The organism is Halomonas sp. GT (assembly GCF_002082565.1).
GTDB lineage: Bacteria > Pseudomonadota > Gammaproteobacteria > Pseudomonadales > Halomonadaceae > Vreelandella.
Map to the genome: position 1 here is coordinate 2548290 of NZ_CP020562.1, position 24805 is coordinate 2573094.

The 24805-nt window shown below is 53.9% G+C and carries 25 protein-coding genes; 12 read left to right on the forward strand and 13 right to left on the reverse strand.

Features of this window, described 5'->3' with window-relative positions:
* Positions 1–53: 53 nt before the first annotated feature.
* The 3 genes from B6A39_RS11945 to B6A39_RS11955 are packed head-to-tail and all read left to right on the forward strand — an operon-like array spanning position 54 to position 2346.
* Positions 54–758, forward strand: coding sequence for an ABC transporter permease (locus B6A39_RS11945; protein WP_083005986.1), 705 nt, complete (start codon positions 54–56; stop codon positions 756–758).
* Entirely contained in the window at positions 755–1486 is a 732-nt protein-coding gene (locus tag B6A39_RS11950) for an ATP-binding cassette domain-containing protein (RefSeq protein ID WP_083005988.1), read from the forward strand. Before B6A39_RS11945 ends, B6A39_RS11950 begins: the two co-directional genes overlap by 4 nt.
* Before the next feature lie 17 nt (positions 1487–1503).
* On the forward strand, positions 1504–2346 hold the full coding sequence (locus B6A39_RS11955) for a substrate-binding domain-containing protein (RefSeq protein ID WP_083005990.1): 843 nt from the start codon (positions 1504–1506) through the stop codon (positions 2344–2346).
* 99 nt (positions 2347–2445) lie between these two features.
* Here the strand turns inward: B6A39_RS11955 and cysN are convergent, their stop codons facing one another.
* From cysN to B6A39_RS11985, 6 genes are all read right to left on the reverse strand, one after another.
* Positions 2446–3885 (reverse strand): sulfate adenylyltransferase subunit CysN, encoded by a 1440-nt coding sequence (gene cysN, locus B6A39_RS11960; RefSeq protein ID WP_083005992.1) that lies wholly within the window; start codon positions 3883–3885, stop codon positions 2446–2448.
* On the reverse strand, positions 3885–4844 hold the full coding sequence (cysD, locus tag B6A39_RS11965) for a sulfate adenylyltransferase subunit CysD (RefSeq protein WP_083005994.1): 960 nt from the start codon (positions 4842–4844) through the stop codon (positions 3885–3887). The genes cysN and cysD overlap by 1 nt, the downstream gene beginning before the upstream one ends.
* A gap of 179 nt (positions 4845–5023) precedes the next feature.
* Positions 5024–5758 (reverse strand): phosphodiesterase, encoded by a 735-nt coding sequence (locus tag B6A39_RS11970; RefSeq protein ID WP_083005996.1) that lies wholly within the window; start codon positions 5756–5758, stop codon positions 5024–5026.
* On the reverse strand, positions 5758–6204 hold the full coding sequence (locus B6A39_RS11975; RefSeq protein WP_083005998.1) for a DUF1249 domain-containing protein: 447 nt from the start codon (positions 6202–6204) through the stop codon (positions 5758–5760). Before B6A39_RS11975 ends, B6A39_RS11970 begins: the two co-directional genes overlap by 1 nt.
* A gap of 2 nt (positions 6205–6206) precedes the next feature.
* Positions 6207–6893 carry an NUDIX domain-containing protein gene (locus B6A39_RS11980; protein WP_083006000.1) on the reverse strand — a complete coding sequence of 229 codons (687 nt, stop codon included), beginning with the start codon at positions 6891–6893 and terminating at the stop codon, positions 6207–6209.
* Between the two features lie 100 nt (positions 6894–6993).
* Complete coding sequence (locus tag B6A39_RS11985) at positions 6994–7638, reverse strand: hypothetical protein (protein WP_083006001.1); 645 nt, start codon at positions 7636–7638, stop codon at positions 6994–6996.
* A 178-nt stretch (positions 7639–7816) separates the two neighbouring features.
* Here B6A39_RS11985 and greB point away from each other — a divergent pair, with 178 nt between their 5' ends.
* The gene (gene greB / locus B6A39_RS11990; RefSeq protein WP_083006003.1) at positions 7817–8350 is read left to right on the forward strand and encodes a transcription elongation factor GreB; all 534 of its coding nucleotides are present in this window, start codon (positions 7817–7819) and stop codon (positions 8348–8350) included.
* Between the two features lie 26 nt (positions 8351–8376).
* Here greB and B6A39_RS11995 read toward each other — a convergent pair whose 3' ends face one another.
* The 3 genes from B6A39_RS11995 to B6A39_RS12005 all read right to left on the reverse strand — a co-directional run bounded on the left by B6A39_RS11995 (position 8377) and on the right by B6A39_RS12005 (position 11057).
* Positions 8377–9108 carry an SIMPL domain-containing protein gene (locus B6A39_RS11995; protein ID WP_083006005.1) on the reverse strand — a complete coding sequence of 244 codons (732 nt, stop codon included), beginning with the start codon at positions 9106–9108 and terminating at the stop codon, positions 8377–8379.
* Positions 9109–9192: 84 nt separating this feature from the next.
* The gene (locus tag B6A39_RS12000; protein WP_083006007.1) at positions 9193–10182 is read right to left on the reverse strand and encodes a methyltransferase; all 990 of its coding nucleotides are present in this window, start codon (positions 10180–10182) and stop codon (positions 9193–9195) included.
* Complete coding sequence (locus B6A39_RS12005; protein WP_083006009.1) at positions 10179–11057, reverse strand: methyltransferase domain-containing protein; 879 nt, start codon at positions 11055–11057, stop codon at positions 10179–10181. Before B6A39_RS12005 ends, B6A39_RS12000 begins: the two co-directional genes overlap by 4 nt.
* Before the next feature lie 183 nt (positions 11058–11240).
* Between B6A39_RS12005 and B6A39_RS12010 the strand changes: the two genes are divergently transcribed.
* The 4 genes from B6A39_RS12010 to B6A39_RS12025 all read left to right on the forward strand — a co-directional run bounded on the left by B6A39_RS12010 (position 11241) and on the right by B6A39_RS12025 (position 15007).
* Positions 11241–12251: a LacI family DNA-binding transcriptional regulator gene (locus B6A39_RS12010; protein WP_083006011.1), complete on the forward strand. Its 1011-nt coding sequence runs from the start codon at positions 11241–11243 to the stop codon at positions 12249–12251.
* A 95-nt stretch (positions 12252–12346) separates the two neighbouring features.
* The gene (locus B6A39_RS12015; protein WP_083006012.1) at positions 12347–13315 is read left to right on the forward strand and encodes a sugar kinase; all 969 of its coding nucleotides are present in this window, start codon (positions 12347–12349) and stop codon (positions 13313–13315) included.
* A gap of 43 nt (positions 13316–13358) precedes the next feature.
* Positions 13359–14333, forward strand: a complete 975-nt coding sequence (locus B6A39_RS12020) for a 2-hydroxyacid dehydrogenase (protein ID WP_083006013.1) — start codon at positions 13359–13361, stop codon at positions 14331–14333.
* A complete protein-coding gene (locus B6A39_RS12025; protein WP_083006014.1) occupies positions 14330–15007 on the forward strand; it encodes an HAD family hydrolase in 678 nt (225 codons plus the stop codon). Before B6A39_RS12020 ends, B6A39_RS12025 begins: the two co-directional genes overlap by 4 nt.
* A 33-nt stretch (positions 15008–15040) precedes the next feature.
* On the opposite strand, the gene B6A39_RS12030 is transcribed toward B6A39_RS12025, so the two are convergent.
* Positions 15041–16249, reverse strand: coding sequence for an amino acid deaminase (locus tag B6A39_RS12030; RefSeq protein ID WP_083006015.1), 1209 nt, complete (start codon positions 16247–16249; stop codon positions 15041–15043).
* 113 nt (positions 16250–16362) lie between these two features.
* Here B6A39_RS12030 and B6A39_RS12035 point away from each other — a divergent pair, with 113 nt between their 5' ends.
* From B6A39_RS12035 to B6A39_RS12050, 4 genes are all read left to right on the forward strand, one after another.
* Positions 16363–17226 (forward strand): MurR/RpiR family transcriptional regulator, encoded by an 864-nt coding sequence (locus tag B6A39_RS12035; RefSeq protein ID WP_083006016.1) that lies wholly within the window; start codon positions 16363–16365, stop codon positions 17224–17226.
* A gap of 1 nt (position 17227) precedes the next feature.
* On the forward strand, positions 17228–18712 hold the full coding sequence (locus B6A39_RS12040) for an N-acyl-D-amino-acid deacylase family protein (protein WP_083006018.1): 1485 nt from the start codon (positions 17228–17230) through the stop codon (positions 18710–18712).
* Positions 18712–19104, forward strand: coding sequence for a RidA family protein (locus B6A39_RS12045; protein ID WP_038485767.1), 393 nt, complete (start codon positions 18712–18714; stop codon positions 19102–19104). Before B6A39_RS12040 ends, B6A39_RS12045 begins: the two co-directional genes overlap by 1 nt.
* 156 nt (positions 19105–19260) lie before the next feature.
* Positions 19261–20760 carry a sodium:solute symporter family protein gene (locus B6A39_RS12050; RefSeq protein ID WP_083006020.1) on the forward strand — a complete coding sequence of 500 codons (1500 nt, stop codon included), beginning with the start codon at positions 19261–19263 and terminating at the stop codon, positions 20758–20760.
* An 81-nt stretch (positions 20761–20841) separates the two neighbouring features.
* Here the strand turns inward: B6A39_RS12050 and uxuA are convergent, their stop codons facing one another.
* The 3 genes from uxuA to B6A39_RS12065 are packed head-to-tail and all read right to left on the reverse strand — an operon-like array spanning position 20842 to position 24803.
* Positions 20842–22020 carry a mannonate dehydratase gene (uxuA, locus tag B6A39_RS12055; protein ID WP_083006022.1) on the reverse strand — a complete coding sequence of 393 codons (1179 nt, stop codon included), beginning with the start codon at positions 22018–22020 and terminating at the stop codon, positions 20842–20844.
* A gap of 15 nt (positions 22021–22035) precedes the next feature.
* Positions 22036–23517: a mannitol dehydrogenase family protein gene (locus B6A39_RS12060; protein WP_083006023.1), complete on the reverse strand. Its 1482-nt coding sequence runs from the start codon at positions 23515–23517 to the stop codon at positions 22036–22038.
* Between the two features lie 2 nt (positions 23518–23519).
* Complete coding sequence (locus B6A39_RS12065) at positions 23520–24803, reverse strand: TRAP transporter large permease (RefSeq protein ID WP_083006025.1); 1284 nt, start codon at positions 24801–24803, stop codon at positions 23520–23522.
* Positions 24804–24805: the final 2 nt, after the last annotated feature.

The following is a 24805-nucleotide window of genomic DNA, read 5'->3' on the forward strand; positions in this document are numbered from 1 at the left end:
TGTCGGCTGCTAAAAAATGATGCTGAATAACAAAAACAAGAGTGCGAACGGCAATGACCCCAAGTGATAACCCATTTTACACAGCGTTTGCATTGATTCTGGGCATGGATCAGGGGCTAATCGCTATCGTGACGCTGTCATTGCAGGTATCACTCATTGCAGTACTGCTTGCTAGTGCACTGGCATTACCACTAGGCGCTGCACTCGCCCTTTGGCGCTTCCCTGGCCGCAATGCGTTGATTGTGCTGCTCAACGCGCTTATGGGCCTTCCCCCAGTGGTCGCTGGGCTATGTGTTTATCTGCTGCTTTCCCGCGCGGGGCCACTAGGTCAGTTTGGGCTGCTGTTTACGCCAACGGCCATGGTGATTGCACAAGTCATTTTAGTATTCCCGATTATTGCCGCCCTTACTCGCCAACAAGTAGAGACACTACATAACGAGTATGCCGAACAGCTGCGCTCTCTTGGTCTGAAGCCGCTACGCATGATGCCTACACTGCTGTGGGACGCGCGTTTCGGACTATTAACCGTGATACTCGCAGGCTTTGGTCGCGCCAGTGCTGAAGTCGGTGCAGTGATGATTGTTGGTGGCAATATCGATGGCGTCACCCGTGTAATGACCACCAGCATTGTGCTGGAAACCAGTAAAGGCAACCTCCCCCTCGCGCTGGGATTAGGCATAGTGCTGCTTAGCCTTGTGACGCTCATTAATGCATTGGCTCACACGGTCAGTGAAACGGCTAAAAGGCGGTTAGGATGAACGCCTCGTTTTCCCCACCGTCCCTGATGACGACCGTGCCCACGCTACATTTTGAACAGGTGAGCTTTGCGCACCGTGGCCACCGCTTGCTCGCCCCCACCACGCTGTCACTCTCAGGCTGCCAGCGCACACTTATTATGGGCCCCAATGGCGCTGGGAAGAGCCTGTTAATGCGTCTAGCTCACGGCCTGCTAACTCCCAATAGTGGTCACGTTAATTGGCAAGGAGTGCCGCCAACCCAAGCCATGGTTTTTCAGCGCCCGGTGCTACTACGCCGCTCGGCAGTTGATAACCTGACGTATGCCTTGGCAGTTAGCGGAGTGCCACGTCGGCAACGCAAGTGCATGGCCCTGCAGGCGCTCGAAAAATTTGGCTTAATCGCGCTTGCCAAGCGCCCAGCACGGGTGCTTTCCGGCGGTGAACAGCAGCGTCTTGCGCTTGCTCGTGCTTGGCTACTCAATCCTGCCGTGCTGTTTTTAGATGAACCAACCTCTGCCTTAGACCCTGCTGCGATCAAGGCGGTTGAAGATGCAGTGAACGAGTTTCACCAGAATGGCACCCGTATCATTATGACTACCCACGATCTGCATCAAGCCCGCCGCTTAGCCGATGAAGTGGTGTTTATGTATAGCGGCCAAGTGCTAGAACACACGCCTGCCCATCGCTTTTTTGACACGCCAGCTTCCGCCCAAGCGGGAGCCTTTATCCGCGGCGAACTTGTTTGGTAACCCCAGGAGCACCCCCTATGAAAAAAACTATAACGTTGGCTACCGCTAGCTTATTAACCTCTGGATTAGTAGGCCTCTCGTGGAGTGTCTCACTGCTCGCTGACGATGATTTCATCACCTTAGCGTCAACCACTTCCACTGAAAACTCAGGGCTATTTGACGCGATTATTCCTGTTTTTACTGACACAACGGGCATTGGCGTGCGTGTGGTCGCTGTAGGGACAGGGCAAGCGTTTGAGATTGCCCGCCGAGGAGATGCCGATAGCCTGCTGGTGCATGACACAACGGGCGAAGAGCAGTTTATTGCCGATGGCTACGCCAGCGAGCGTCTGGACGTGATGTATAACGACTTTGTGGTTGTCGGACCCAGCGATGATCCCGCAGCCATTAGCAGTAGTGCCAACGTCACCGAGGCGTTTGCACGTATCGCGGAAAGCGAATCGCCCTTTGCATCCCGTGGAGATGATAGTGGCACCAACCGTGCCGAACTGCGTTTATGGGAAGGCGCAGCGGTGACTCCTCATGGTGAATGGTATCGCGAGTTAGGTAGCGGTATGGGGCCAACCCTAAACACCGCTGCAGGGATGAACGCCTACACTTTCACTGATCGTGCAACTTGGGTAGCGTTTGAAAATCCGCAAGACTTAACACTGTTATTTGAAGGCGACGATGCGCTGTTTAATCAGTACGGCACTCTTCTGCTTTCTGAACAGCAACACCCGCACTTGAAGCATGATTTAGCGGCCCAGTGGCACCAGTGGTTGGTATCTGAAGAAGGACAGCAAGCGATTGCCGATTTTGACGTCAACGGCCAACAGTTATTTTTCCCTAACGCGCAGTCTTCGTCTAACACACAGTAGCGCTACTCCTTACGTAAAAGCCGCCTTGGTCTCGGTGACCAAGGCGGCTTTTTGGTTCAGCTCACGTACCTGCTTACCAGTACTTGCTAACAGTACCTGTTAACGCAGCAAGTCGCGCACATCCTTCGCTTCCCAATGCGGAAAATGCTTACGCACTAGCGCGTTCAAATCACGCTCAAAGGCTGCCCAATCGGTAGCGCCACTAACCTGCTCGCGGGCATCGGCTGTTCCGCGAATCATGCCAGCGCCAACCGTTACGTTGGTCAGTCTGTCGATGATAATAAAGCTACCAGTACCAGGGCTGGTGCGATAGTCATCCACTGGGATCGCGGCTGTTAACTCAACCTCACAGCGAGCAATCGCGTTTAACCCCAGCGAATCAGTGGCATGTCTTTCAAGTGTATTAACATCGATCTGATACTCGATGGCACTTACCTGCCCAGATAGATCTCGGGTGGCGAGCTTAAAGTCATAAAGCTTGCCCGGCGCCAATGCATCTTCATGCATCCATACAATATCCGCCATGAACGCATTAGAAAGCGGTAGGTCGGCGTCAGCACTAACAATCCAATCACCGCGGGAAATATCAATCTCGTCTTCCAGGGTGACGGTGATTGCTTGGCCTGGATAAGCGGCGCTTAAGTCGCCGTCAAACGTTACTATTCGCTCAACCCGTGACGTTTTACCCGATGGCAGCACTTTCACTTCTTGGCCTGGGTGTAGAATACCTGCCGCCAATGTGCCGCAATAACCGCGAAAATCCAGATTCGGGCGATTAACGTACTGTACCGGCAAACGTAAATCAGTGAGGTTTTGGTCACGACTGATTTCGACACTTTCCAGCAGCTCAATCAGCGTTTTACCTTCATAACCCGTACCGAAATACCAGGGCGTCTGATCACTGGGATTAACTACGTTGTCGCCGTTCAGTGCTGACATCGGTACAAAGCGGATATCCGGCGCACTAAGATTGGTGGCAAACGCACGGTATTCATCAACAATCTCGTTGAAGCGCTGCTCGGAGAACTCCACCAAGTCCATTTTATTTACCGCAATCACCAAGTGCTGAATGCCCAGCAAATCGGCAATAAAGCTATGGCGACGGGTTTGAGTCTGCACCCCATAACGCGCATCAATCAAAATAATCGCCAGGCTTGCCGTTGAAGCGCCCGTGGCCATATTTCGGGTGTACTGCTCATGCCCTGGAGTATCAGCAATGATGAACTTACGCTTTTCGGTGGAGAAGAAGCGATAAGCAACATCAATGGTAATACCCTGCTCTCGCTCTGACTGCAAGCCATCCACCAACAGCGCCAAATCAACCGTATCACCAGTAGTGCCACTGGTTTTAGACGCTTGGGTAATTGCCGCCAGTTGATCTTCAAAGATCATTTTAGAGTCGTGCAGCAGTCGCCCGATCAGCGTGGATTTACCGTCATCAACGCTGCCACAAGTGATAAAACGCAGTAGGTCTTTGTTTTCGTGCTCGTGAAGGTACTGCTCGATATTGTCAGCAATTAAATTGGATTGATGAGCCATTAGAAGTACCCCTCGCGCTTTTTCTTCTCCATTGAACCGACCTGGTCACGGTCAATGGCACGGCCACTGCGTTCACTGGTTTTGGTCAACAGCATCTCTTGAATAATCTCGGGTAGCGTGGCCGCCGTTGATTCCACGGCACCGGTCAGTGGGTAACAGCCCAGCGTCCTGAAGCGCACAAACTTCTCTTCAGGCACTTCATCGGGTGCCAGGGGCAAGCGATCATCGTCAACCATAACCTGCATGCCATCACGCTCAACTACCGGACGCTTGGCGGCGTAGTAAAGCGGTACAATCGAAATAGACTCAAGATAGATGTACTGCCAGATATCGAGCTCTGTCCAATTCGAAAGTGGGAAGACGCGAATTGACTCGCCCTTGTTAACGTTGGCGTTATATACATTCCAAAGCTCAGGACGCTGACTTTTCGGATCCCAGCGGTGGTATTTATCGCGGAAGGAGTAGACACGCTCTTTAGCGCGTGAAGCTTCCTCATCACGCCGTGCGCCACCGAAAGCCGCATCAAAGCCATGCTTATCCAGCGCTTGCTTTAGCGCCTGGGTTTTCATGATGTCGGTATATTTCGCACTACCGTGGTCGAAGGGGTTGATATTGGCGGCCCGCCCCTCTTCATTGGTATGCACAATCAGCTCCATTCCCGCTTCTTCTGCCATGCGGTTACGAAACTCGATCATTTCACGAAACTTCCAGGTGGTGTCCACATGCATCAAAGGGAATGGCGGTGTCCCTGGATAGAAGGCTTTACGCGCCAAGTGCAGCATTACCGAGGAGTCTTTACCGATGGAGTACATCATGACCGGGTTACTAAACTCAGCGGCGACTTCCCGGATAATGTGGATCGATTCAGCTTCTAGCTGCTTTAGGTGGGTCAAGCGTGCCGCATCAGGTGCGGCAGGCACCTCACGCTGGGACGCCGACGGCGCAGAAAACTGGTTCATTACCTACTCCCTCACAAAACGGTGCTTGCACGTGCAAACGCTATTTGCCGCCTGACGGTAGCGTTGCCGAAAGACGGTTATTTGAGAGTAGGGTAACGCCGAGTTAATAATAACCCAAAAGAATTAATAACTATCTTTTTATATCTTTATTGCCTAACCGTGTCTTAACAGAAGTGACATCACACAACGACACGCTCCACCCAGGTCTGCCATTCACTGCCATGGAGGTCAATAATTCGATAGCCGGGCCGAGAAGCTTCATCAATCGCAAACTGCTCAGCGCCGGGTAAGAACTGGTCCGCGATGGCAGGACAACCATACACGTCAATCTTGCCATCTGCGGTACAGTGTAACTGGGCATAGGCTTGGTGGGCATGACCAAACAAGATGATCTTAACCTGAGGATAACGGTTTAACAGTTGCCAAAACGCATCGCGATCTTTAAGGCCGATAGCATCCATCCACGCAGCGCCTACATCAACAGGAGGATGATGCATCACAATCACAGCTGGACGATCATCTTCTTCTAGGCGCTCAGCCAGTGCATTTAAGCGCTCAGCACCTAATTCGCCATGTGGCTGGCCAGCCACATGGGTATCCAACAGTAGTAATCGCCATTGGGCAAGATCGACCTCTTCCACCAGTGAATGCTCCGCTTGCATGAAAGCTAGCTGGTCGTGATTGCCAGGGATCCAGAACCATGGGCATGGCAATGATGCCAGCGCTTGGCATGCCAACGCATAAGAGGCAGCCGTTTCATCTTGGCTCACATCCCCGCTAAATACGACGATATCGGGCCGCTCAGCGATCACCGCTTCCAGCACACGCTCAAACTGCTGCCATGGAATTCCCGCTCGAGAGCGAGCCGACTTATCGGCATGCAGGTGCGAATCAGTTATCTGAACCAGTCGCATCAGGGTAACTCCGGCATATCATAGGCATGGCCATGGGCTAAGCCATGCGCCAGCCACTCACCTAGGAAGCGATTTAGCTGCAGCTTCTCATCTGGCTGGTGCATTCTGGCATTCGGATAACGATAGCGACCGCTAAAGTGGCGCTCACGTTGAAAATCAGTCACCTCTGCCATACGTACATCATGGTAAAGATGGACACGCATTCTGGGGACTTCGATAACCGCATCCAGCGGCCCACTCTGGGTTACTTCCACCATCGTGGTGTAGGGCGCCTGCTCCAGAATCTTAAGATGTAAATCGCCGAAATGTTGGTCATCGCCATGCAGCGCGATATCGCGTCGCTGGCCACTTTCCATATCACCTACCAAACGAAGCATGCGCATATAGTTGGCGCTACATTCGCCCTGCAGGGACTTTAAATCGGTGACATAGGCGGTTCTAGCCATGTTCACTCCTTTTCAGATTCGCTTGGCATTGTCGCTGCTCGATGAGAAGCAGCGCGCAGCGAAGCGCGCTGGCTCGCTAACCAATGTAGCCCAATCAAACACATGGCGTTATCGAGTCTTCCCTGCTCCAGGAGTTCCCATGCTGTTGGGAAAGTCACCACATGAACACGGATATCTTCGTGCTCATCATCAAGACCATGAATTCCCCCCATACCCTGGGTATCGACTAAACCACAAAATAGCGTCACGCGTTCGTTACACGCCCCTGGGCTTGGGTAATAGGTATGCAGTTTAGTCAGTTCGCCAACCTGGCAGCCAGACTCCTCCATGGCTTCGCGGCGGGCAACATCTTCAAGGGATTCGTCTTTATCTGCTAGCCCCGCCACCAACTCTAACTTCCAAGGGGAAAGCGGATCGTCAATCGCGCCAGCACGAAACTGTTCAACAAGTACTAACGCGTCACGAGCAGGGTCGTAAAGCAGCACGCCAACAGCATCGAAGCGGTTATGCACCTCACGCCGCATCGTGCCGCTCCAGCCGCCTTCAAACAGACGATGACGAAGCTCTAAGGCTTCCAAGCGGAAAAACCCCTGATAAAGAATTTCTCGCTGAATAAGCTCGACATCGTCTCGGCCTAACTGAGGCGGCGCTGACGCATCGGGCACTAATGAATTAGGGCTAGATGCCATGAAGCACTCCCAGTGTTAACAATCGTTCTATTATCAATGCTTACCACTGGGAATGCCAATGCGCCTATCAACCTTAGCGCTAGACGCCTTGGCTAAGAGTCTACAGCTCGCCGAGCAATACTTCGGCATCGCGGCGTAGTGCCTCATCAGATGCTTGGCGATTCTCTCGTGCAGTGCCGTTCACGGCACGCTGCGCATGCTCACGAGCAGCTTGGGTATTCCCCTCTTCTTTCAAGAACGCCGCGTAGTAATAGTTCACATCAATACCGTCTGGGCGGATCTCTAGCGCGCGCTGAAACATACGCTCAGCGGTATCGCTGTTGCCAAAGCCTAGCGGCCTGCCTGGTGCACGGTCATATAGCGCTCCTAGCGTGACATAAGCCGAACCATTGCCGCCTTGTGGGTCGATCTCAATAGCACGCTCCAGTACATCGCGGGCATCGCCAGCGGTGCCTAGTGCACCAAGCCCGCCGCGTTCACGCGCATAGGAAGCCAGTACGATGCCTTGCCAGATTAATACTTCCGCTTGATCAGGATGTTGGCTAGCCAGCTGTTCAGCCTCATTGACTAGCGCTTTAAGGGTACTCTCGCGCTCGTTAGCTGGCATCTCAGTGACGGTGTGCTCCCAACGGTTTTTTAGCGAGAATACATCGCCTTCATAGGCCGACACGCTTAATGGGGCTAGCGCCAAGGTGCTACCTAAGGCCGCTGCAATGAGTAAACGAGAAAAAGGGGGTGTGCGCATAATAAGCTCCTGGTTTATTTTTGTGCTTTCTAGCAAGTAATACGTCTGGTTTTGGGGCCTTAAATCGCCCACACCCATAATGTAACGAACGTTTGAATGAATCGCCAATAAATAAGCGCTTTGTGAACAACACTGCCATTAGCGTAAGCTGGTACTCTTTGAAGAGGTGAAAAACGCAATGAAAGGCCGAAATATGACGCGCTGGCGCGATCCAGCGAAAGACCCGCGCCAAGAACCCAAGAGCAACCTGATCACAGCAAAGGGTGCGGCTCGCCTGCGCGCTGTCCTGGATCATCTATCGCGAGTTAAACGCCCCGCCATTTCGGCCAAAGTCGGCGAAGCCGCCGCCCAGGGTGACCGCAGTGAAAATGCGGATTACACCTATAACAAAAAAGAGTTAAACCGCGTTATTGCGCGTATTGGGTACCTAACAAAACGGTTAGACGAACTGCAAATTGTTGATCGTCTGCCCGCTGACACCAGCAAGGTTTTTTTCGGCGCGTACGTAGATTTGGAAGATGAAAGCGGAGAGCAAGTTCATCTTAGGATTGTTGGCCATGACGAAATCGATACCAAAAAACGCTGGATCAGTATCGACGCCCCCATGGCCAAAGCACTGCTCGGGAAAGAAGTAGACGACGATATTACGGTGCTCACACCCAATGGCGAGACGTTCTACACCATCACGGCGATCCGTTATCCGGGCATGTAATCATCGCCTACTTAGGGCGGTAAGGACTACTCTTCTAACGAGTAATCTACCGTAGTGACGACTCTGATTCGTTTGATGTGGGGTGTATAGCTATCAAGATCCTCAATAGAAAAGTAGCCCTGGGTCGCTTGGCGTATTCCCCCGACACCGCTACCGGAATCTTCGGCAAACTGCTGAGCTGCATTGCGCGCATCAGCAGTCGCTTCAGCAATCATTTCAGGCTTGATCGCGTCTAGACCCGTAAACAAAAACTCGGTCCGGTATTCGTAGCTAGGCGATAGCAGCACGCCTTGACGTACCAAGGCAGTGGCTTGGGGCACTGCATCTATCACACCACTGACATCATCAGTACGCAGCAGCAACGTGGCCTCAGCACGATAACGCTCGTCTGGACGCTCGCCACCACCATACATATTGCTAAATTGATCAGTAATACGCGGTGGCGTTACGCTTACATTGCCCATATCGAAACCACGGGCATCCAAAAATTGGCGAATCAATTGCTCATTGCTGGAAAGTTGCTGTTCCAGGTCAGCAAGCGAATTTGCATTAACGGTATAGTTAAGTGGCCATAGCACCATATCCGCCGCCACTTCGCGCTCGGCCAAGCCACGTACAGTGACGCTGCGTGAAGATTGCTGCCAAACCTCAGCAGCCCCCTTGAAGTAACTGCCTCCCCACACTAAACCCAGCGCCAGCAAACCGCCCAAGATCAACGCACTGCCTATAATGGCCGTCGTACGAACGTTTCCTGTCATTTCCATCCCCTTCACACGTGAAGCCGAAACGCGGCTCACTATTGGCATCATAGACGCAAATAGTCGTCTCAGCGGTGGCGCTTGCTATTTGCCGGCACGATACACTTTAAAGCGCCGATTATCTGCCAAGATCTCAAAACCACCGAAGGTGCTTTCCAGTACATCGGGATAAGGAAGAAAGGCATTCGCGACTAGCAGAAGCTGGCCTCTGGCCGATAAATGATTGGGCGCTTCTGAAATAAGGCGCGAGCTAGGGCTATAGGTAATCTCTCGCTCCTGGTGAAACGGAGGGTTACTCACTATCAGATCAAACTGCTCGCCCTCAAGCGCTGAATAGACGTCGCTCTCCAGCACCCGACCACTAAGCTGGTTAGCCGCTAACGTTCGGCGGCACGCTTCCACCGCAAACGCACTGACATCCACGGCAGTGACCTGATGGCCTCGCGCTGCAAACCAAGCACTAATAATGCCGTCGCCGCAGCCCACATCCAGCACGTTGAGCGGCTTTTTAGGCAAGCTAGTCTCTATGCTTTCGAGCATTAAACGCGTGCCTTCATCAACCTTGCCGTGGCCAAAGACGCCAGGATGGCTCACCAGTTTTAAATCCAGCGCTTCAAAAGTTTGCCACGCATTGTCCGGCAGCTCCATCGCTACCGTACGAGTGGCAAATAACGAACAACGACGAGCGTTATCGAGCTTATCGCAGCGCATGCTCAACTCGCTGAGTATTTTTGGCACACGCTTAATGCCGCCCTGGTGCTCGCCTACAACGTCGACTGGGGTGTTTTCAGGCAGCACGTGGCATAGCCATGTTAGCCACCAAATCCCCAATTGATGGGCTTTCGGCCAGAACAGCACTACCTGCCCAGCCTGCTCGACAAACGGAACATCAAATGGGCTGGCGGCTGCTTTACCACTGGCCACCCACTGCTCACGCAGCGCCACGTCACCACTTATCATTGCCGTGGAGCGAGCTTGCAACCATGCATCAGCAGGCGGTGCAACAGGCCATAAATTAGCCGATTGGCCATAGAAACGTTCAAGAAGTTGGCAAGCAGGCAGTTGCGCGCTCATACATCAGCCTCGGGTTTGATGAAGGTATAAAGTAGATAGCGTCCTAGCCGCCAGTGAGGATCTTGGCGGCAATACTGCTTTTCGAGCGCCAGCAGCGTTGCCTGATCACTCTCCTCTGCAGAAGGATGGCGTAAATAATCCTGAAAAATTCGTATCCCGGCAACGGAATCCATGAGCAGACCGTTATTCGTTGCCCACTGGCACACTTCGTCGTGGGTAACCGGTGAGATAGGCGTCAACCGCTGTCGCTTCCCTTTGCCTTCAAGCTGGTCACTCAGGGCTTTTTGTAGGTTACCTTTAATGACGTTGGAGAAACGCAACGCATCGCGGTTAAACACCATCAAACTTAACTGGCCGCCGGGGGCAAGTAGACTAGCAAGCGTTTGCACGGCCTGCTCAGGCTCTCCTAGCCACTCAAGCACAGCGTGACAGGTGATGAGCGGCCAAGGCCCAGGCGCTTGCTGCGGCAGCGTCTGAAGAGGCGCAGCAAGATAACGAATCTGTTCTGGTGGCCAAGCACCTGCAGCAAATCGCTCGTCATGCCATGCGCTGGCATGGGCCAACATATCCTGAGAAGGCTCTGCCATGGTGACCGCGTGTCCACGCTGAGCAAACCACCCCGAGAGCTGTCCTAAACCACCACCAACATCAAGCACTGGCTGTGCTGTCAGGCGCAGCATTTGCGGCAGCAAATAATCCAGCATCGCCAGGCGCAGCTCGCCACGGGGCGCTTGATAAAGCGAACGAGAAAACTTATCGACCAAACCGTCAAAATAGCGATCTCCCGCCTGAGTTAGCTCATAGTCTTTTGAAATATGGTCTTTTGAAATATGGCTTTTTGAAGTAGGACTTGTTGATGTATTAAGGGGATGCATGCATGGCGCCAAGCGTTGACTTAAAGTCGCGTAGTTTAACCTGCCTGAGAGCAGAAGGCTTGCTCCGATAGTGGAGACGACGAGGGTTAAGTGTCGATGCCAAGCCATACCACGAGTATTGTCTTTCGGATCGAAAACAGCTAATTTGGGAACGTTCCCATTTATTTAAGAAACGCGCCACTTATGCCGTCATCTCGGGCCACCCTCATTGAAGTTGCCAAATTAGCGGGTACATCCAAAACCAGCGTCTCACGTTATTTCGGTTCAGAGCGCGAACGGCTAACCCCCAAGCTCCAGTCACAGATTGAACAGGCAGCTAACACATTGGGCTATCAGCCCAATCTCATGGCGCGTGGTTTAAAAGGCGGAGGCTCACGGCTGCTGGGTATGCTAGTGGCTGATATACGTAACCCTTTTTCTGTTGCCGCTGTACATGGCGTAGAGCAAGCCGCTCGAGCCCACGGCTATTCGCTGATCGTGTGTAATACCGATAACGACCCAGAGCAAGAACAAACGCACCTAGCATCGCTGGCCGCCTATCAAGTGGAAGGCCTGATTATCAATGCGGCAGGGCAACCTGAATCTCAGTTGCAAGCATTAATGCACAGCGGTATTCCGTTGGTGCTTCTTGACCGCGAAATTCGCCAGCTCGATGCCGAGGTTATTGGGCTCGATAACACCCAAGCGATTGATATGGCACTGGATCACTTAGTGCAACAAGGCTATCGCTCAGTGCTTTATGTAAGTGAAGCGCCTGAACATGCCAGCGCTCGCCAAGAACGGCTGAAACGATTTAAGCAGCAAGTAAAAACTCTAGGCCTGGACAACCAGACGCTAGTGCTAAGCAGCCTAGATGAACATTCACCCATACCAACATTAACCGAGTTTACCCAACGTCCTGCCAGCGCTCCCAAGGCAGTATTGTGCGCCAACGGCAACGTAACGCTCACTATGGTGCGCAGCTTTCAGCACCTTGGCCTCACGATGGGATCAATCGGCTTACTTGGCATAGATGAGTTGGAGTGGTGTGAACTCGTGTCGCCAGGCATCACCACCCTTGCCCAGCCAACCGATGCGATTGGTCAAGCCGCCGTTGCCTGCCTGCTTAATCAGCTTCCCCAACACGCAGGTAAGCTCGCCGTGCAAGCCCGACACTCACCAACGCTGATTGCCCGGGGCAGCACCATCCGCTAAGGATAGCCCTTACCTGCAGCGTTGCGAGACTCAGTACAACTGACAGCTCGAAATGGTATCGTTCCCAATCAGCAACAAAACGAGTGAGACACCCTATGACACAGTCTGCTTCTGCACCCAAAATACTGACCTTCGGCGAAGCCATGGCCATGTTTGTCGCCGATGCCCCCGGCCCTCTTGCAGACATTGAGCACTTTCATCGCCGTTTGGCGGGTGCCGATAATAATGTCGCGATAGGCCTCTCCAGGCTGGGCTTTCAGGTCAGCTGGCTAAGCCGCGTGGGCAATGACAGCTTTGGCCAATTCATTCGCAAAGCGCTGGAAGCTGAGCATATCGATAGTCAGCATATTCACACTGACTCACAGCGCCCCACAGGGCTGCTCTTTAAAGAGCGTGCAAAGGACGGTGCTGACCCACGAGTTGAATATTTCAGACAAGGCAGTGCCGCAAGCCATCTCTCTATAGAGGATGCTAAGAATGTCGACTTTCAGGCGCTTACCCACCTACACGCAACAGGCATTACCCCAGCCTTATCTGAAAGTGCTTGCCAGCTTACCCGTCATTTAATGAAACAGGCGCGTGCTCATGGGGCAAGCATTTCCTTTGACCCCAATCTCCGTCCGTCACTTTGGCCCAACGAGAACGTCATGCGCACTACCTTAAATGAACTTGCCAGCCGTGCCGATTGGGTATTGCCAGGGCTGGCCGAAGGGCGCTTGCTCACTGGCTGCGAATCGCCCGAAGCAATTACCGACTTCTATCTGGCGCGCGGTGTTAAGGCTGTCATTATTAAACTGGGGCCAGAAGGTAGCTACTATCGCGGCAACATCAACGGCTCACTTGAAAGTTATTTGGTCCCTGGTCAACCAGTCGCTGAAGTAGTCGATACCGTTGGCGCAGGCGATGGCTTCGCAGTGGGCGCGATTAGCGCCTTATTAGATGGTCTTACGCCTCAGCAGGCATTGAACCGCGGCAACCTGGTGGGCGCCCAGGCCGTTCAAGTAGTGGGCGATATGGAAGGCTTACCTAGTCGCCAACAGCTGCAGGCACTAGAACAACGCTAAGCCACTCGCATTCGCAAACACCATCCAAGCGACAGGAGGCAGCATGAAAAAGAGCGTCATCGTACTAGGGCGGCTCAGCTCATCCCAATGGGCGGAACTTGAACAGTACGCCCAGTTAGTTGGACTATCCAAACCATTAGACCTCACTCAACAAGACGTGCTTTCCAACCTAGCGCAAGCGCATGGCATTATCGGCTCCGGCTTGGCGATCACCCCTCAGTTGCTGGACGCAGCCCCCAACTTGAAAGTCATCGCGACCGTCTCTGTTGGCTATGACAACATCCCCGTTGATGAACTGACCCAGCGCGGCATTATGCTGTGTAACACGCCTGATGTGCTTACCGAAACCACCGCCGATACTGGTTTTGCTCTGATCATGGCCACGGCGCGCCGGGTAGTTGAATTAGCCGAGTGGGTCAAAGCGGACAAATGGCAGGCCAGCATTGGCCCTGCACTATTTGGTAGCGATGTGCATGACAAAACCCTCGGCATGGTGGGATTTGGGCGTATTGGTCAGGCTGTTGCCAGGCGCGGAGCCTTGGGTTTTGGGATGCAGGTACTTTACTCCAATGCATCGCGCAAACCTGCCCTTGAAAAGGAGCTGGGTGCGCAGCGCCGCGAACTCAACGAGCTGTTGGCCGAGGCCGATTTCGTCTGTGTCACAGTGCCACTCACCGCCGATACCGAACATTTGCTTGGTGCGAATGAGTTCGCGCTGATGAAGCCCTCCGCCATCTTCATCAATATCGCTCGCGGCAAAGTCGTCGACGAAAACGCGTTAATAGACGCCTTGGAAAATGGCGTTATTCAAGCAGCCGGGCTGGATGTATTTGAGAACGAGCCGCTACCCTCCTCGTCACCGCTAACGAAGATGCCCAATGTGGTCGCACTGCCGCATATCGGCTCTGCCACCCATGAAACCCGCGACGCCATGGCCCAGCGGGCGGTGGATAATATTTGCTTGGCACTTCAGGGTGAGCGCCCTATCAGCTTGGTCAACGAGGAAGTATGTCGATGAGTGCTGTTAACACCACATCTACACCTCTCTGCTTACTGTTCGATTGCGATGGCACCCTGGTAGATAGCGAAGTACTGCTTGCCGAGGTGATGGGTGAAATCCTTCCCGAATTTCACCTACCCTTCTCAGCACAGCAATATATGGATGAATTTCGCGGGGTACGTTTCCTGACAATCGTCCAAACGCTGGAACGTCGTTTTCAGACATTGGAAGACGGCAAGCTTTCTCAGCTTGAGTCAGACATGCGGGGACGTATGGAAACCCGCATGCGTGCCGAGCTGGTGGCGATACCGGGTATGCCCGCCGCATTGGAGCAGTTAAGCAGCCACCCCAAAGCAGTGGTGTCTAATGGCCCCGAACCCAAAATTCGCTGTGCGCTGGAAAGCACCGAGCTAGGCCACCATTTTGGCGACAAGCTGTTTAGCGCCTATACCTTAAACGTCTGGAAACCCAACCCTGAACTTTATCGCCAAGCCGCCACCGCGATGGGCCACTCACCCCAACAGTGCGTGGTGATTGATGATGCGGCGGTGGGAGTGGAAGCAGGGTTGGCAGCAGGCATGCACGTCATTCACCTCAACCACTTCCCTAACGAGGAAGTTACCCCCGAAGGTGCCATTGGCATTCAATACGCCCATGAACTACCCGCCGCTATTGCGCGCTTAGCCGCGTAAGCGACGTCGCGGCGAGTGATCATAGAGCCTCTTTTAAAAGTAGGTGGCCAAACGCTCTTTAACGTTTAACTGGTCATCCACTAACAGCAGTTGGCGCCATTTATCGAAGGTTAAACAGGGATGAGAGGCGCCAAACGCGACGATATCACCGACTTCGACATCCAGAGCCTCTTCGGGCAGGCGCACAAAAGTGTGCTGATCCATAATTTTCGTCACTTCCCAACCAGTCACAGGCAATGGCTGCGAGGGGCTACCTCCTTCCCGGAAACGACGCAGGGCAATCGGTAACTGGTCATGACCAATATCACGCTTACCGAGCGCCACAATGGCAAGCCCAGGTTCGGGAAGCGACTGCACCTGGGCAAACACTTCCAGGGCAGGCTCAAGCCCCTGCTGTAAATCCGGTCGGCGATCTAATACCGCTGACTGCGCTTCACGATAAAGCCCATGATCGTGGACGACATAACACCCAGGCCGTAGCACGGGGGTAAATCGACCCTGCAGCGGTGCGCCCTCAAAGACTTCTGCAATCACGTCATACCAAGCAGAACCTGAGGCCGTTACGATTGGGTTTTCTTCCGCAAAGCGGCCAGCCGCTTCAAGCTCTACCGCTACATCCACCAGATATTGAGCATAAGCACGAATACCCGCTTCGGGGTTATCCCCGTGAACCACCCCTTCATAGCCTTCCAAGCCCACCAGTGAAAGCGCAGGCTCATCAGCAATTGTCTCTGCCAGAGAAAGAATCTGCTGCTTATTGCGGCAGCCACAACGCCCCCCAGTGACCCCTACCTCAATAAGTAGCGCCAAATTCAAATCACGCTCCGCAAAGAAACGCCCGAGCTGACGCACGTTTTCCTGACTATCGACCACACAGTAAAACGTCGCGCCCTGCTCAATCAGACTGGCGATGATGGCCATATTGGCCTGACCGACCAGTTGGTTCGCCATCAATATCCGAGTGGCACCATTGGTGAAGGCCGCACGACACTGGGGTGCAGTGGCAAGTGTGATACCCCACGCCCCCGCCTGGAGCTGTCGATGGAAAAGCGCGGGCGTCATGGTGGTTTTGCCATGAGGCGCCAAATGAGCGCCATGATCCTCGGCGAATCGTTGCATCCACGCTACGTTATGAGCCAGTGGGCCTTCATGCACCACGGCAGCAGGCAGGCTGACACCTGATAGAAGGTTTGATCCCAATTCCTCACCGCCTTTATCCATTACCAATGGCATTGTCTGCATTCGCCCATTTCCTCTTTTTTAAAAAAACATTAATGTTAGATACTTTCACAACTATTGACTTAAGGTTAGAAACTAACATACTTTCTAAATCAGGCAACCATTAGGAGTCCACGGTGAGCCAAGAAATCGACATCTTGTCACGTATTACCACTGACTTTGCTGCCCTACGCGAAGCTGAAAAGAAAGTCGCCGAGCTGATATTTGCTGACATCGAGTTTGTCACCGAAGCAAGCATCGGTGATATCGCCCAGCGCGCGGGGGTAAGTGATGCCAGCGTCACCCGATTTGCACGCGCTATCGGCTGCACGAATGTGCGCGACTTAAAAACGCGCTTAACACGCGCTTTAGCAGCAGGTCGTCGTTTTATACAAGAAGCGACCCCCGAAGACAGTTCAAGCGTGGTGTATGACATTGCCACGCAAACCTTGGCGCTTAACCGTGACCTACTCGCCCAGGCCGATGTGGCAGGCGCGGTTGAACTGCTGGATCAAGCGCGCCAGATATTGGTATTTGGCGCAGGAGGCGGTTCCAGCATTCTCAGCCAAGAGTTTCAGTTCCGTTTAGTGAGACTGGGCTATGCGATCTGCGCTTACCCTCAAGCACTCTTGCCCCGCATGGTAGCGTCAACCCTTGAGCCGAATGACGTCGTCGTTGTGCTATCAGTCACCGGCTACACCCCGGAGATGGTGGAGTCTGCACAAATTGCCAAGCAGTACGGCGCAAAAGTGATTGCCATCACCGCTATGAATTCTCCTTTAGCCGACACATCCGACATAGTGCTACCGATTACCTCGCGTGAGACCGACTTCATCTATCACCCTTCAGCTTCCCGCTACGCCATGCTGGCGGTCATCGACGTGTTAGCGCTTGAACTTGCCATGCGCCACCGTGAGCGTTCACGAACTAAATTACGCCGTCTCAAACTTAGCCTCGATGACCATCGCGGTGGCGACAACCGCCAGCCACTAGGAGATTAAGATGGTTTACGACCTGCTGATTCGTAACGCCAACGTACTGGATGGCTCCGGCGCAGCCCATTTTCGCGCCGATGTGGCTGTTCAAGGCGAACGTATCTGCGCCATCGGTGATATGCCCTACGCCACCGCCACCACCATTATTGACGCCCAAGAGCGCTATCTGGCTCCTGGCTTTATTGACGTCCACACTCACGACGACACCAATGTTATTCGTACTCCCGAAATGCTGCCAAAGCTGACACAAGGAGTAACGACGGTGGTGGTGGGTAACTGTGGAATCAGCGCGAGCCCCGTGACGCTCGCTAGCGAAGTTCCCGACCCCATGAATTTATTGGGCAAGCTAGAAGACTTTCGTTACCCAAGCTTTAGCGCCTATGCCAACGCCGTGGACGCTGCCGCACCAAGTATTAACGTCGCCGCCTTGGTGGGGCATACCAGTCTACGCAGCCAGGTGATGGATAGCTTTTCCCGGCCTGCGAATCGAGAAGAAATTGCCAACATGGAAGCGTTGCTAAGCCAAGCGCTGGATGAAGGTGCATTAGGGCTTAGTTCGGGGCTTGCCTACCGCAACGCGATACACGCGCCGACCACCGAAATGGCTCCCCTGGTGGCCGCCGTTGGGAAATCAGGCGGCGTCTATACCACCCATCTTCGTGATGAGTTTGCGGGTTTGCTAGATGCAATGGACGAAGCATTTGCCACTGCTCGCAGTGGCCAGGTACCTCTGGTGATCTCGCACCTAAAATGCGCCGGCGCGGGTAATTGGGGAGGCGCTGGTAAGGCGTTGGGTAAATTAGAGGCAGCCGCCCAATATCAGCATGCTCACTGCGACTGCTACCCCTACACCGCTGGCTCTTCCACCCTCGACCTCGGCCAAGTGACAGATGAGATTGAGATCACCATTACCTGGTCGACACCGCACCCAGAGCAGGCGCGCCGCCCGTTAAAAGAGATCGCCGCCGAGTGGGGAGTATCTCTTTTAGACGCTGCCAAGCAACTACAGCCGGCGGGGGCGGTTTACCACAACATGAGTGAAGCGGATATGCAGCTAGTGTTAGCGCATCCGCTCTCCATGGTCGGTTCCGATGGTTTACCGAACGACCCGCACCCTCACCCACGTCTTTGGGGTGCATTTCCGCGTGTACTGGCTCACTACAGCCGCGATTTAAAGCTAATGCCGCTGGCCGAAGCGGTGCGCAAAATGACCAGCCTTTCGGCAGCTAATTTTGGCTTAACAGATCGCGGCGTGATCCGCATAGGCGCCTACGCAGACCTCACCCTTTTTGATCTGAAAACTCTTGAAGATATAGCCAATTACGAGACCCCTATTGCGGCCGCTAGAGGCATCGAAATGGTCATAGTGAACGGCAAAATCGCCTATCACCAGGGCACAATTTCAGACCAACGCGCTGGCAGGATGCTGCGCAGAACAGAGCGCATTTTGCAATCCATTCCCACCTTTCAACCCAACCAGGAGCAAACCTAATGAGCATTACGCGATACGGCACCGAAGGCGGCGTAGGCACCGGCGGTCAGAAGCTGCCCTTTGCCCGCGCTGTAGAGGCAGGTGGCTGGCTATACGTCTCCGGCCAAACCCCCATGACTGATGGCGAAGTCGTTGAAGGCGGCATTGTTGAGCAGACTCGCCTCGCCTTCAACAACTGTCTGGCCATTATGCATGAAGCTGGTTACGGCGTTGAAGATGTCGTACATGTCACCACCGTGCTCACCGATGCGCGCTATTTCAGCTCTTTCAACAAAGTGTTTAAGGAGGTCTTTGGCGACAACCCACCGGCACGCATCTGCAGCGTTCAAGACTTGGTGGTGGATTGCAAAGTTGAGGTTGACGTGAAGTGCTTCCGCGCTGATCGCGCCTAAACACCTAAAAATAACTACCACAAAAAAGCGCCGCACCCCGGCAAGGGCACGGCGCCAGATTACCGCGTGATTAAGATAAAAAGCCCTGCGGTAATCGCATCCATTGTCTACCTCCGGCCGCGGCAACGGCCGGATAAACAACAACAAGAGGTTAACATGAACAGTCAACTATTCCTTACCACCTTTGTGCTCTACATCGTCGCCATGATTGTGTTTGGCTGGTGGGTTTCAAGACACAAACGGGGCAGCGGCGACGACTTCTTACTCGGCGGGCGAAGCGTACCGCTCTTTCTTACCGTCGGCACCACGGTTGCCACCATGGTAGGTACTGGTTCAAGTATGGGTGCTGTTGGGTTCGGTTACGCCAACGGCTGGGCAGGCGCTTTATATGGCATTGGCGGCGCGATTGGAGTTTTACTACTCGCAGTCTGTTTTGCCCCCGTTCGTAAGCTGCGTTTTATGACCATGAGCGAGGAACTCGCCTACTACGTCGGCGCCAACCGGCTGGTGCGTAACGTGGTCGCGCTACTTATCTATATTGCCTGTATAGGCTGGCTGGGCGCCCATATTCTTGGTGGTGGCCTTTACCTCTCTTGGATGGCGGGTATTGATCTAACCACTGCGCGTATTCTGGTTGCTCTGGGCTTCGGCATTTACTGCGTGGTCGGCGGTTATTTCGCAGTTATCTGGACGGACACTATTCAAGCGGTCGTACTGTTCGCGGGCTTTATCTTGATGGCAATATTGGCACTGATCGAGGTTGGCGGCTTCTCAGGCCTTACAGCAGGTATGGATGCAGGAGCCACTAGCTTTCTAGGCATTGGCCAGATTGGCGGACTACCGGCACTGTCACTGGCTGCCGTCATTGCCATTGGCGTGCTTGCTACGCCCTCCTTTCGTCAGCGCATCTATTCAGGCAAATCAGTCAAATCGGTACGCCGCTCGTTCTTAATCACCGGCGTTCTTTACCTGGGCTTTTCGATCATTCCGGCGATTATTGGCATGGCCACCCACGCCCTTAACCCTGGACTTGAAAATAGCAACTTCGCCTTCCCTTTCCTGGCCACTGAAATCATGCCGCTTGGGCTGGGTTTATTGCTGCTGGTAGCGGGCCTCTCCGCCACCATGTCGAGTGCAAGCTCCGATGCGATTGCCGGTGTTTCCACGCTGATTCGCGATCTGTATGTGCTGGCAACGGGCCGGACGCCCTCCGCACGAAATGTAGTGCGCTTCTCGCGTATTGCACTCGTAGCAACCATTGGTCTGGCACTGCTGTTCGCACTAGCCTCGGATAATGTCATCACCTACATCACCCGCATGATCTCGACGATTCTGTCAGGGCTGTTTGTGAGTGCCATGCTCGGTCGCTTCTGGCCCCGCTACAACTGGCAGGGCGCGATCGCCACGCTTATTTGCGCGTCGGTGACTTCTTTAACGATTATCGCCAATAGCGACTGGACAGCCTTCTGGGGTAACCCAAGCATTCCGGCGGTGCTTGTAGCACTGGTAGCAGGCGTGATGGTAAGCCTAGTGACACCCGCTTCCCGCGTTACCCCAGAGCAGGCGCTAGCGATTCTTGACCAAGAGCGCCAGCGAATGGAGCAAGTCCCCGAGCCAACACTCACCAGTGATGAAGTGCCCGCTGCATCTCGCTAATCGTTAGCCAGTAGTGCGCCAAAAAGCCCCGCTGATGAATTACCTCAGTGGGGCTTTTATATGCTGAAGAGTAACAATGGGTTATCGAGCGGTTAACTGCCGCACCGCAAGCTCTACACCACGTAACTCAGCTAGGCCGCGCATGCGCCCGTAAAGCGGGTAGCCGGGTGCCGTATTGCGCTGTTGATCATCAAGAAGTTGATGGCCATGATCTGGGCGCAGCGGTAAACGCGCCCCGCCCTCTCTTTCACGTCTCCGCTCCTCTTCAACCAGTGCTTGAATAACACCTACCATATCCACATCACCGGCCAAGTGCGGAGCCTCGTGAAACGAGAGCGTATCCACCTCGCGCTGGGTGGCGCGCAGATGAATAAAGTGAATATGCGCAGCAAAGTGGCGAGTCATCGCCACCAAATCATTGTCTTCACGAACACCGTATGAGCCCGTACAAAGCGTCAACCCATTGGCGGGGCTGGGCACACGATCGATAACCCACTGGGCATCCTCACGAGTCGAGACAATCCGGGGAAGCCCCAGCAGCGGCCGAGGCGGATCATCTGGGTGGATGGCCATACGGATGCCCACTTCTTCAGCGACCGGGATAACCGCCTGCAGAAAATAGCCAAGGTTTTCCCGCAGCCGAGCGGCATCAATATCAGCATACCCTTCCAAAACCGCGCGAAACTGTTCAAGGGTGTAGTGCTCTTCGGCACCCGGTAGCCCGGCGATCAGCGTATTGACCAGTTTGTCACGCCCTGCGCTATCCAATGCGTCCAGATAGCGGCGTGCCAGAACTTTCTCCTCGTCGCTATACTCCGCTTCGGCGGCTGGCCGCTGAAGCAAATAAAGATCAAAGGCGGCAAACGCCACCTGGTCAAAGCGTAGCGCCAAAGCACCATCGGGCAGTTCGTAGGTCAGGTCGGTGCGCGTCCAGTCCAACACCGGCATAAAGTTGTAGCAAACGGTGTCGATACCACAGGCCGCCAGATTGCGCAGTGTCTGACAATAAGTTGCGATCAGCGCATCCCGCTCGGGCAGCCCCTTTTTAATCGACTCATGTACCGGCACACTCTCCACCACCGACCATGTCAGACCTGCCGCTTCGATCATCTGCTGACGCTCACGAATCGATTCAACCGGCCAAACCTGATCATTGGGCACCTCATGCAGTGCCGTGACGATACCGGTTGCGCCTGTCTGGCGAATCTCTCCCAGGCGAATCGCATCGTTTGGGCCAAACCAGCGCCAAGTATGCTCCATGGAGATCTCCTAATGTTAGTTGCGCTCAAGCGCTGCGAGCGCTCCAGCCAGTCCATCTTGGGTCAACGTCTGATAAGCGGTCAGCACAGCCTGGGCAACCCGCTTATCCGTTGCCAGCTCACTAGGCACCACGTCGTCCATGGCTAAATAGGCCGCTACCAGAGCGCAGGGATCACTACCATGCGCTTGGTGCAGCTCCGCAAAGCGTTTGGCTAACGGATCATCCACAGGGTAACTATTGCCGTGTAAGTCTTGGCCTGCGGTGTAGCGAATCCAGGCAGCCATCCCCAACGCTACGCAGGGAGATGATTGCCCAGCGACACTGCGTTCCAACATGCCCGAAAGCCAACGTTGCGGGAGTTTTTGGCTACCATCCATCGCAATTTGCTGCAGGCGATGACGTAAACTGTCATTGGCGAAGCGTGCCAGCAGCGAGTCAGCATAGACGTCTAAATCGATGCCATCGGGCATCTCAAGAGTGGGAGCCGCCTCTTCAAGCATATAGCGGCGTAAGGCAGCACGAAGCTCGGAATGATTGACGCCGTCAAAGACCGTTTCAATACCCGCTAATGCCCCCAGATAAGCCAGTAAGGAGTGGCTGCCATTGAGCATACGTAGCTTCATGGTTTCAAAGGGCGCCACATCGGCGACCATCTCCACGCCCTCAACTTCCCAACTCGGCCGCCCGAGTGAAAAGTTATCTTCGACCACCCACTGCGTAAACGCTTCGCATACCACAGCGTTTGGATCGGAAACTCCCAGTGCCGTTAAACGCTCAAAGTCGGCATCGGTCATCGCGGGCACAATACGATCCACCATGCTGCAGGGAAATGCCACTTCACTGGCAATCCAACTGGCCAATTCTGCATCTCGATGCTCGGCCAGTTGTACCACCGCCTGACGTGTTCGTTTGCCGTTATCCGGCATATTGTCGCAAGACAGCACCGTAAAGGGGGCAATGCCAGCCTCGCGCCGCCGTGCTAACGCTTCCACCAATAGTCCTGGGGCGGTACGCGGTTGTTGGGGCGAGGCTATATCACCGATGATCATCGGATCATCGACTCTTAATTCACCGCTGGCTGGGTTTAGAAAGTAGCCCTTCTCGGTCACCGTTAGAGTCACAATACGCGTATCAGCAGAGGCCATTCGCGCCAGCAGCGTCTCTCGGTCTCTGCCCCAGCTATCCATACCTTCGTCCGCGTCATCACGGCCCGAGAATAGCGTCTCTTCGATCACGCCTATTTCACGCAGGGTCAGGGTGTCACTGTCAGCGTATTCGGCTACCTGGTAACGGTAGTCAGCATCACGCAAGCCATCGACCAAGCCAACGCTTGAGCGTAAATTCGCGCTACACACGCCCCACTCAACGTCGCCACTACGCTGGCGATAGCGCTCTAAATACACGGCTTGGTGAGCTCGGTGGAAAGCCCCCAAGCCCAGGTGGACGATAGCGACCTGGTCACTTTTTGGCGAAGCGTCAATACGTTGCAGGGCCATCGTTAATTACTCCCCATCAGCAAGTTAGGCAACCAAAGCGAGATCGCGGGGACATAAGTTACCAGCAGCAACACGGCTAAGTTGCACAGCAAAAATGGCACGATGGCTTTTGCCACCGTCAACATAGGCAGTTTGCCAATCCCTGCTACTACAAATAGACATACCCCTACCGGCGGCGTTGTTAGACCAATCATCAGGTTTAATACCGCGATGACCGCAAAATGCACCGGGTCAACACCAACGCCAGTGGCCACACCCACCAAGGCGGGGAAAAGAATAATCAGCGCTGCAATGGTTTCCATAAAAGCGCCGACAAATAGCAGAATCAGGTTAAGGATGAGTAAAACAATCAGCGGGTTGTCGCTAATAGAGAGAATCAGTGCGGCAATCATTTGTGGGATCTGTTCGCTGGTCAGTATCCAGCCAAACAGGTTGGCTAACCCCACCATCAACAGCAGCGCCGCAGAGGTTAATACCGTGTCAGATAAGATTGACGGTAGGTCTCTCCATGCCAGGCCTTTATAGACGTACATGCCCACAACTAACGCATAAAGAGAGGCAACGATAGACGCCTCCGTTGGGGTAAAGAAACCACCGATGATGCCGTAGAGAATAATCACGGTCATCAGCAGCGCCCAGAATGCTGTTTTCGCTTCACGCAGCAGTTGCAGGAAAGGCACCCGCTTCTCTTTAGGGTAGCCACGGCGAACGGCCAGAATATACACCGTGATCATCATCGCCAGGCCCATTAGCAGCCCCGGTACGGCGCCTGCCAGGAACATCCGCCCTACCGAAATACCACTTAGCGAACCAGCGATAATCATCGGCACGCTGGGCGGAATAATGGGCCCGATGGTAGATGACGCCGCGGTCACCGCAGCAGCAAACGGTTTATCGTAGCCTGAACGGGCCATACCGGGGATCATCACTGAACCGATGCTGGCAGAATCCGCCACAGCGGTACCTGAAATACCGCCAAAAATCATCGATCCACCGACATTCGCCAGCCCCAACCCCCCACGAATATGGCCTAACAATGCGTTGGCAAAGCGCACAATATGCTCAGTAATATTGCCCGCATTCATCAGATTACCGGCCAATACAAAGCCGGGAATACAGAGCAGCACAAAGGTATCGATTCCCGCGTACATGCGTTGCGGCACAATCGTCAATGAAATGCCCTCTAGAAGGAGGTAAGAAAGTGACGCCAGCCCCAACGCAAATGCTATAGGCATGCCTACCAATAGCAGAACCAAGAAAACACTAAACAGGATAATGACTTCCATGC

Excerpts from the sequence above, each read along its gene's own strand:
- B6A39_RS11945 (WP_083005986.1), top strand. The coding sequence starts at position 54 with ATGACCCCAAGTGATAACCCATTTTACACAGCGTTTGCATTGATTCTG.
- B6A39_RS11950 (WP_083005988.1), top strand. The coding sequence starts at position 755 with ATGAACGCCTCGTTTTCCCCACCGTCCCTGATGACGACCGTGCCCACG.
- B6A39_RS11955 (WP_083005990.1), top strand. The coding sequence starts at position 1,504 with ATGAAAAAAACTATAACGTTGGCTACCGCTAGCTTATTAACCTCTGGA.
- cysN (WP_083005992.1), bottom strand. The coding sequence starts at position 3,885 with ATGGCTCATCAATCCAATTTAATTGCTGACAATATCGAGCAGTACCTT.
- cysD (WP_083005994.1), bottom strand. The coding sequence starts at position 4,844 with ATGAACCAGTTTTCTGCGCCGTCGGCGTCCCAGCGTGAGGTGCCTGCC.
- B6A39_RS11970 (WP_083005996.1), bottom strand. The coding sequence starts at position 5,758 with ATGCGACTGGTTCAGATAACTGATTCGCACCTGCATGCCGATAAGTCG.
- B6A39_RS11975 (WP_083005998.1), bottom strand. The coding sequence starts at position 6,204 with ATGGCTAGAACCGCCTATGTCACCGATTTAAAGTCCCTGCAGGGCGAA.
- B6A39_RS11980 (WP_083006000.1), bottom strand. The coding sequence starts at position 6,893 with ATGGCATCTAGCCCTAATTCATTAGTGCCCGATGCGTCAGCGCCGCCT.
- B6A39_RS11985 (WP_083006001.1), bottom strand. The coding sequence starts at position 7,638 with ATGCGCACACCCCCTTTTTCTCGTTTACTCATTGCAGCGGCCTTAGGT.
- greB (WP_083006003.1), top strand. The coding sequence starts at position 7,817 with ATGAAAGGCCGAAATATGACGCGCTGGCGCGATCCAGCGAAAGACCCG.
- B6A39_RS11995 (WP_083006005.1), bottom strand. The coding sequence starts at position 9,108 with ATGACAGGAAACGTTCGTACGACGGCCATTATAGGCAGTGCGTTGATC.
- B6A39_RS12000 (WP_083006007.1), bottom strand. The coding sequence starts at position 10,182 with ATGAGCGCGCAACTGCCTGCTTGCCAACTTCTTGAACGTTTCTATGGC.
- B6A39_RS12005 (WP_083006009.1), bottom strand. The coding sequence starts at position 11,057 with ATGCATCCCCTTAATACATCAACAAGTCCTACTTCAAAAAGCCATATT.
- B6A39_RS12010 (WP_083006011.1), top strand. The coding sequence starts at position 11,241 with ATGCCGTCATCTCGGGCCACCCTCATTGAAGTTGCCAAATTAGCGGGT.
- B6A39_RS12015 (WP_083006012.1), top strand. The coding sequence starts at position 12,347 with ATGACACAGTCTGCTTCTGCACCCAAAATACTGACCTTCGGCGAAGCC.
- B6A39_RS12020 (WP_083006013.1), top strand. The coding sequence starts at position 13,359 with ATGAAAAAGAGCGTCATCGTACTAGGGCGGCTCAGCTCATCCCAATGG.
- B6A39_RS12025 (WP_083006014.1), top strand. The coding sequence starts at position 14,330 with ATGAGTGCTGTTAACACCACATCTACACCTCTCTGCTTACTGTTCGAT.
- B6A39_RS12030 (WP_083006015.1), bottom strand. The coding sequence starts at position 16,249 with ATGCAGACAATGCCATTGGTAATGGATAAAGGCGGTGAGGAATTGGGA.
- B6A39_RS12040 (WP_083006018.1), top strand. The coding sequence starts at position 17,228 with ATGGTTTACGACCTGCTGATTCGTAACGCCAACGTACTGGATGGCTCC.
- B6A39_RS12045 (WP_038485767.1), top strand. The coding sequence starts at position 18,712 with ATGAGCATTACGCGATACGGCACCGAAGGCGGCGTAGGCACCGGCGGT.
- B6A39_RS12050 (WP_083006020.1), top strand. The coding sequence starts at position 19,261 with ATGAACAGTCAACTATTCCTTACCACCTTTGTGCTCTACATCGTCGCC.
- uxuA (WP_083006022.1), bottom strand. The coding sequence starts at position 22,020 with ATGGAGCATACTTGGCGCTGGTTTGGCCCAAACGATGCGATTCGCCTG.
- B6A39_RS12060 (WP_083006023.1), bottom strand. The coding sequence starts at position 23,517 with ATGGCCCTGCAACGTATTGACGCTTCGCCAAAAAGTGACCAGGTCGCT.
- B6A39_RS12065 (WP_083006025.1), bottom strand. The coding sequence starts at position 24,803 with ATGGAAGTCATTATCCTGTTTAGTGTTTTCTTGGTTCTGCTATTGGTA.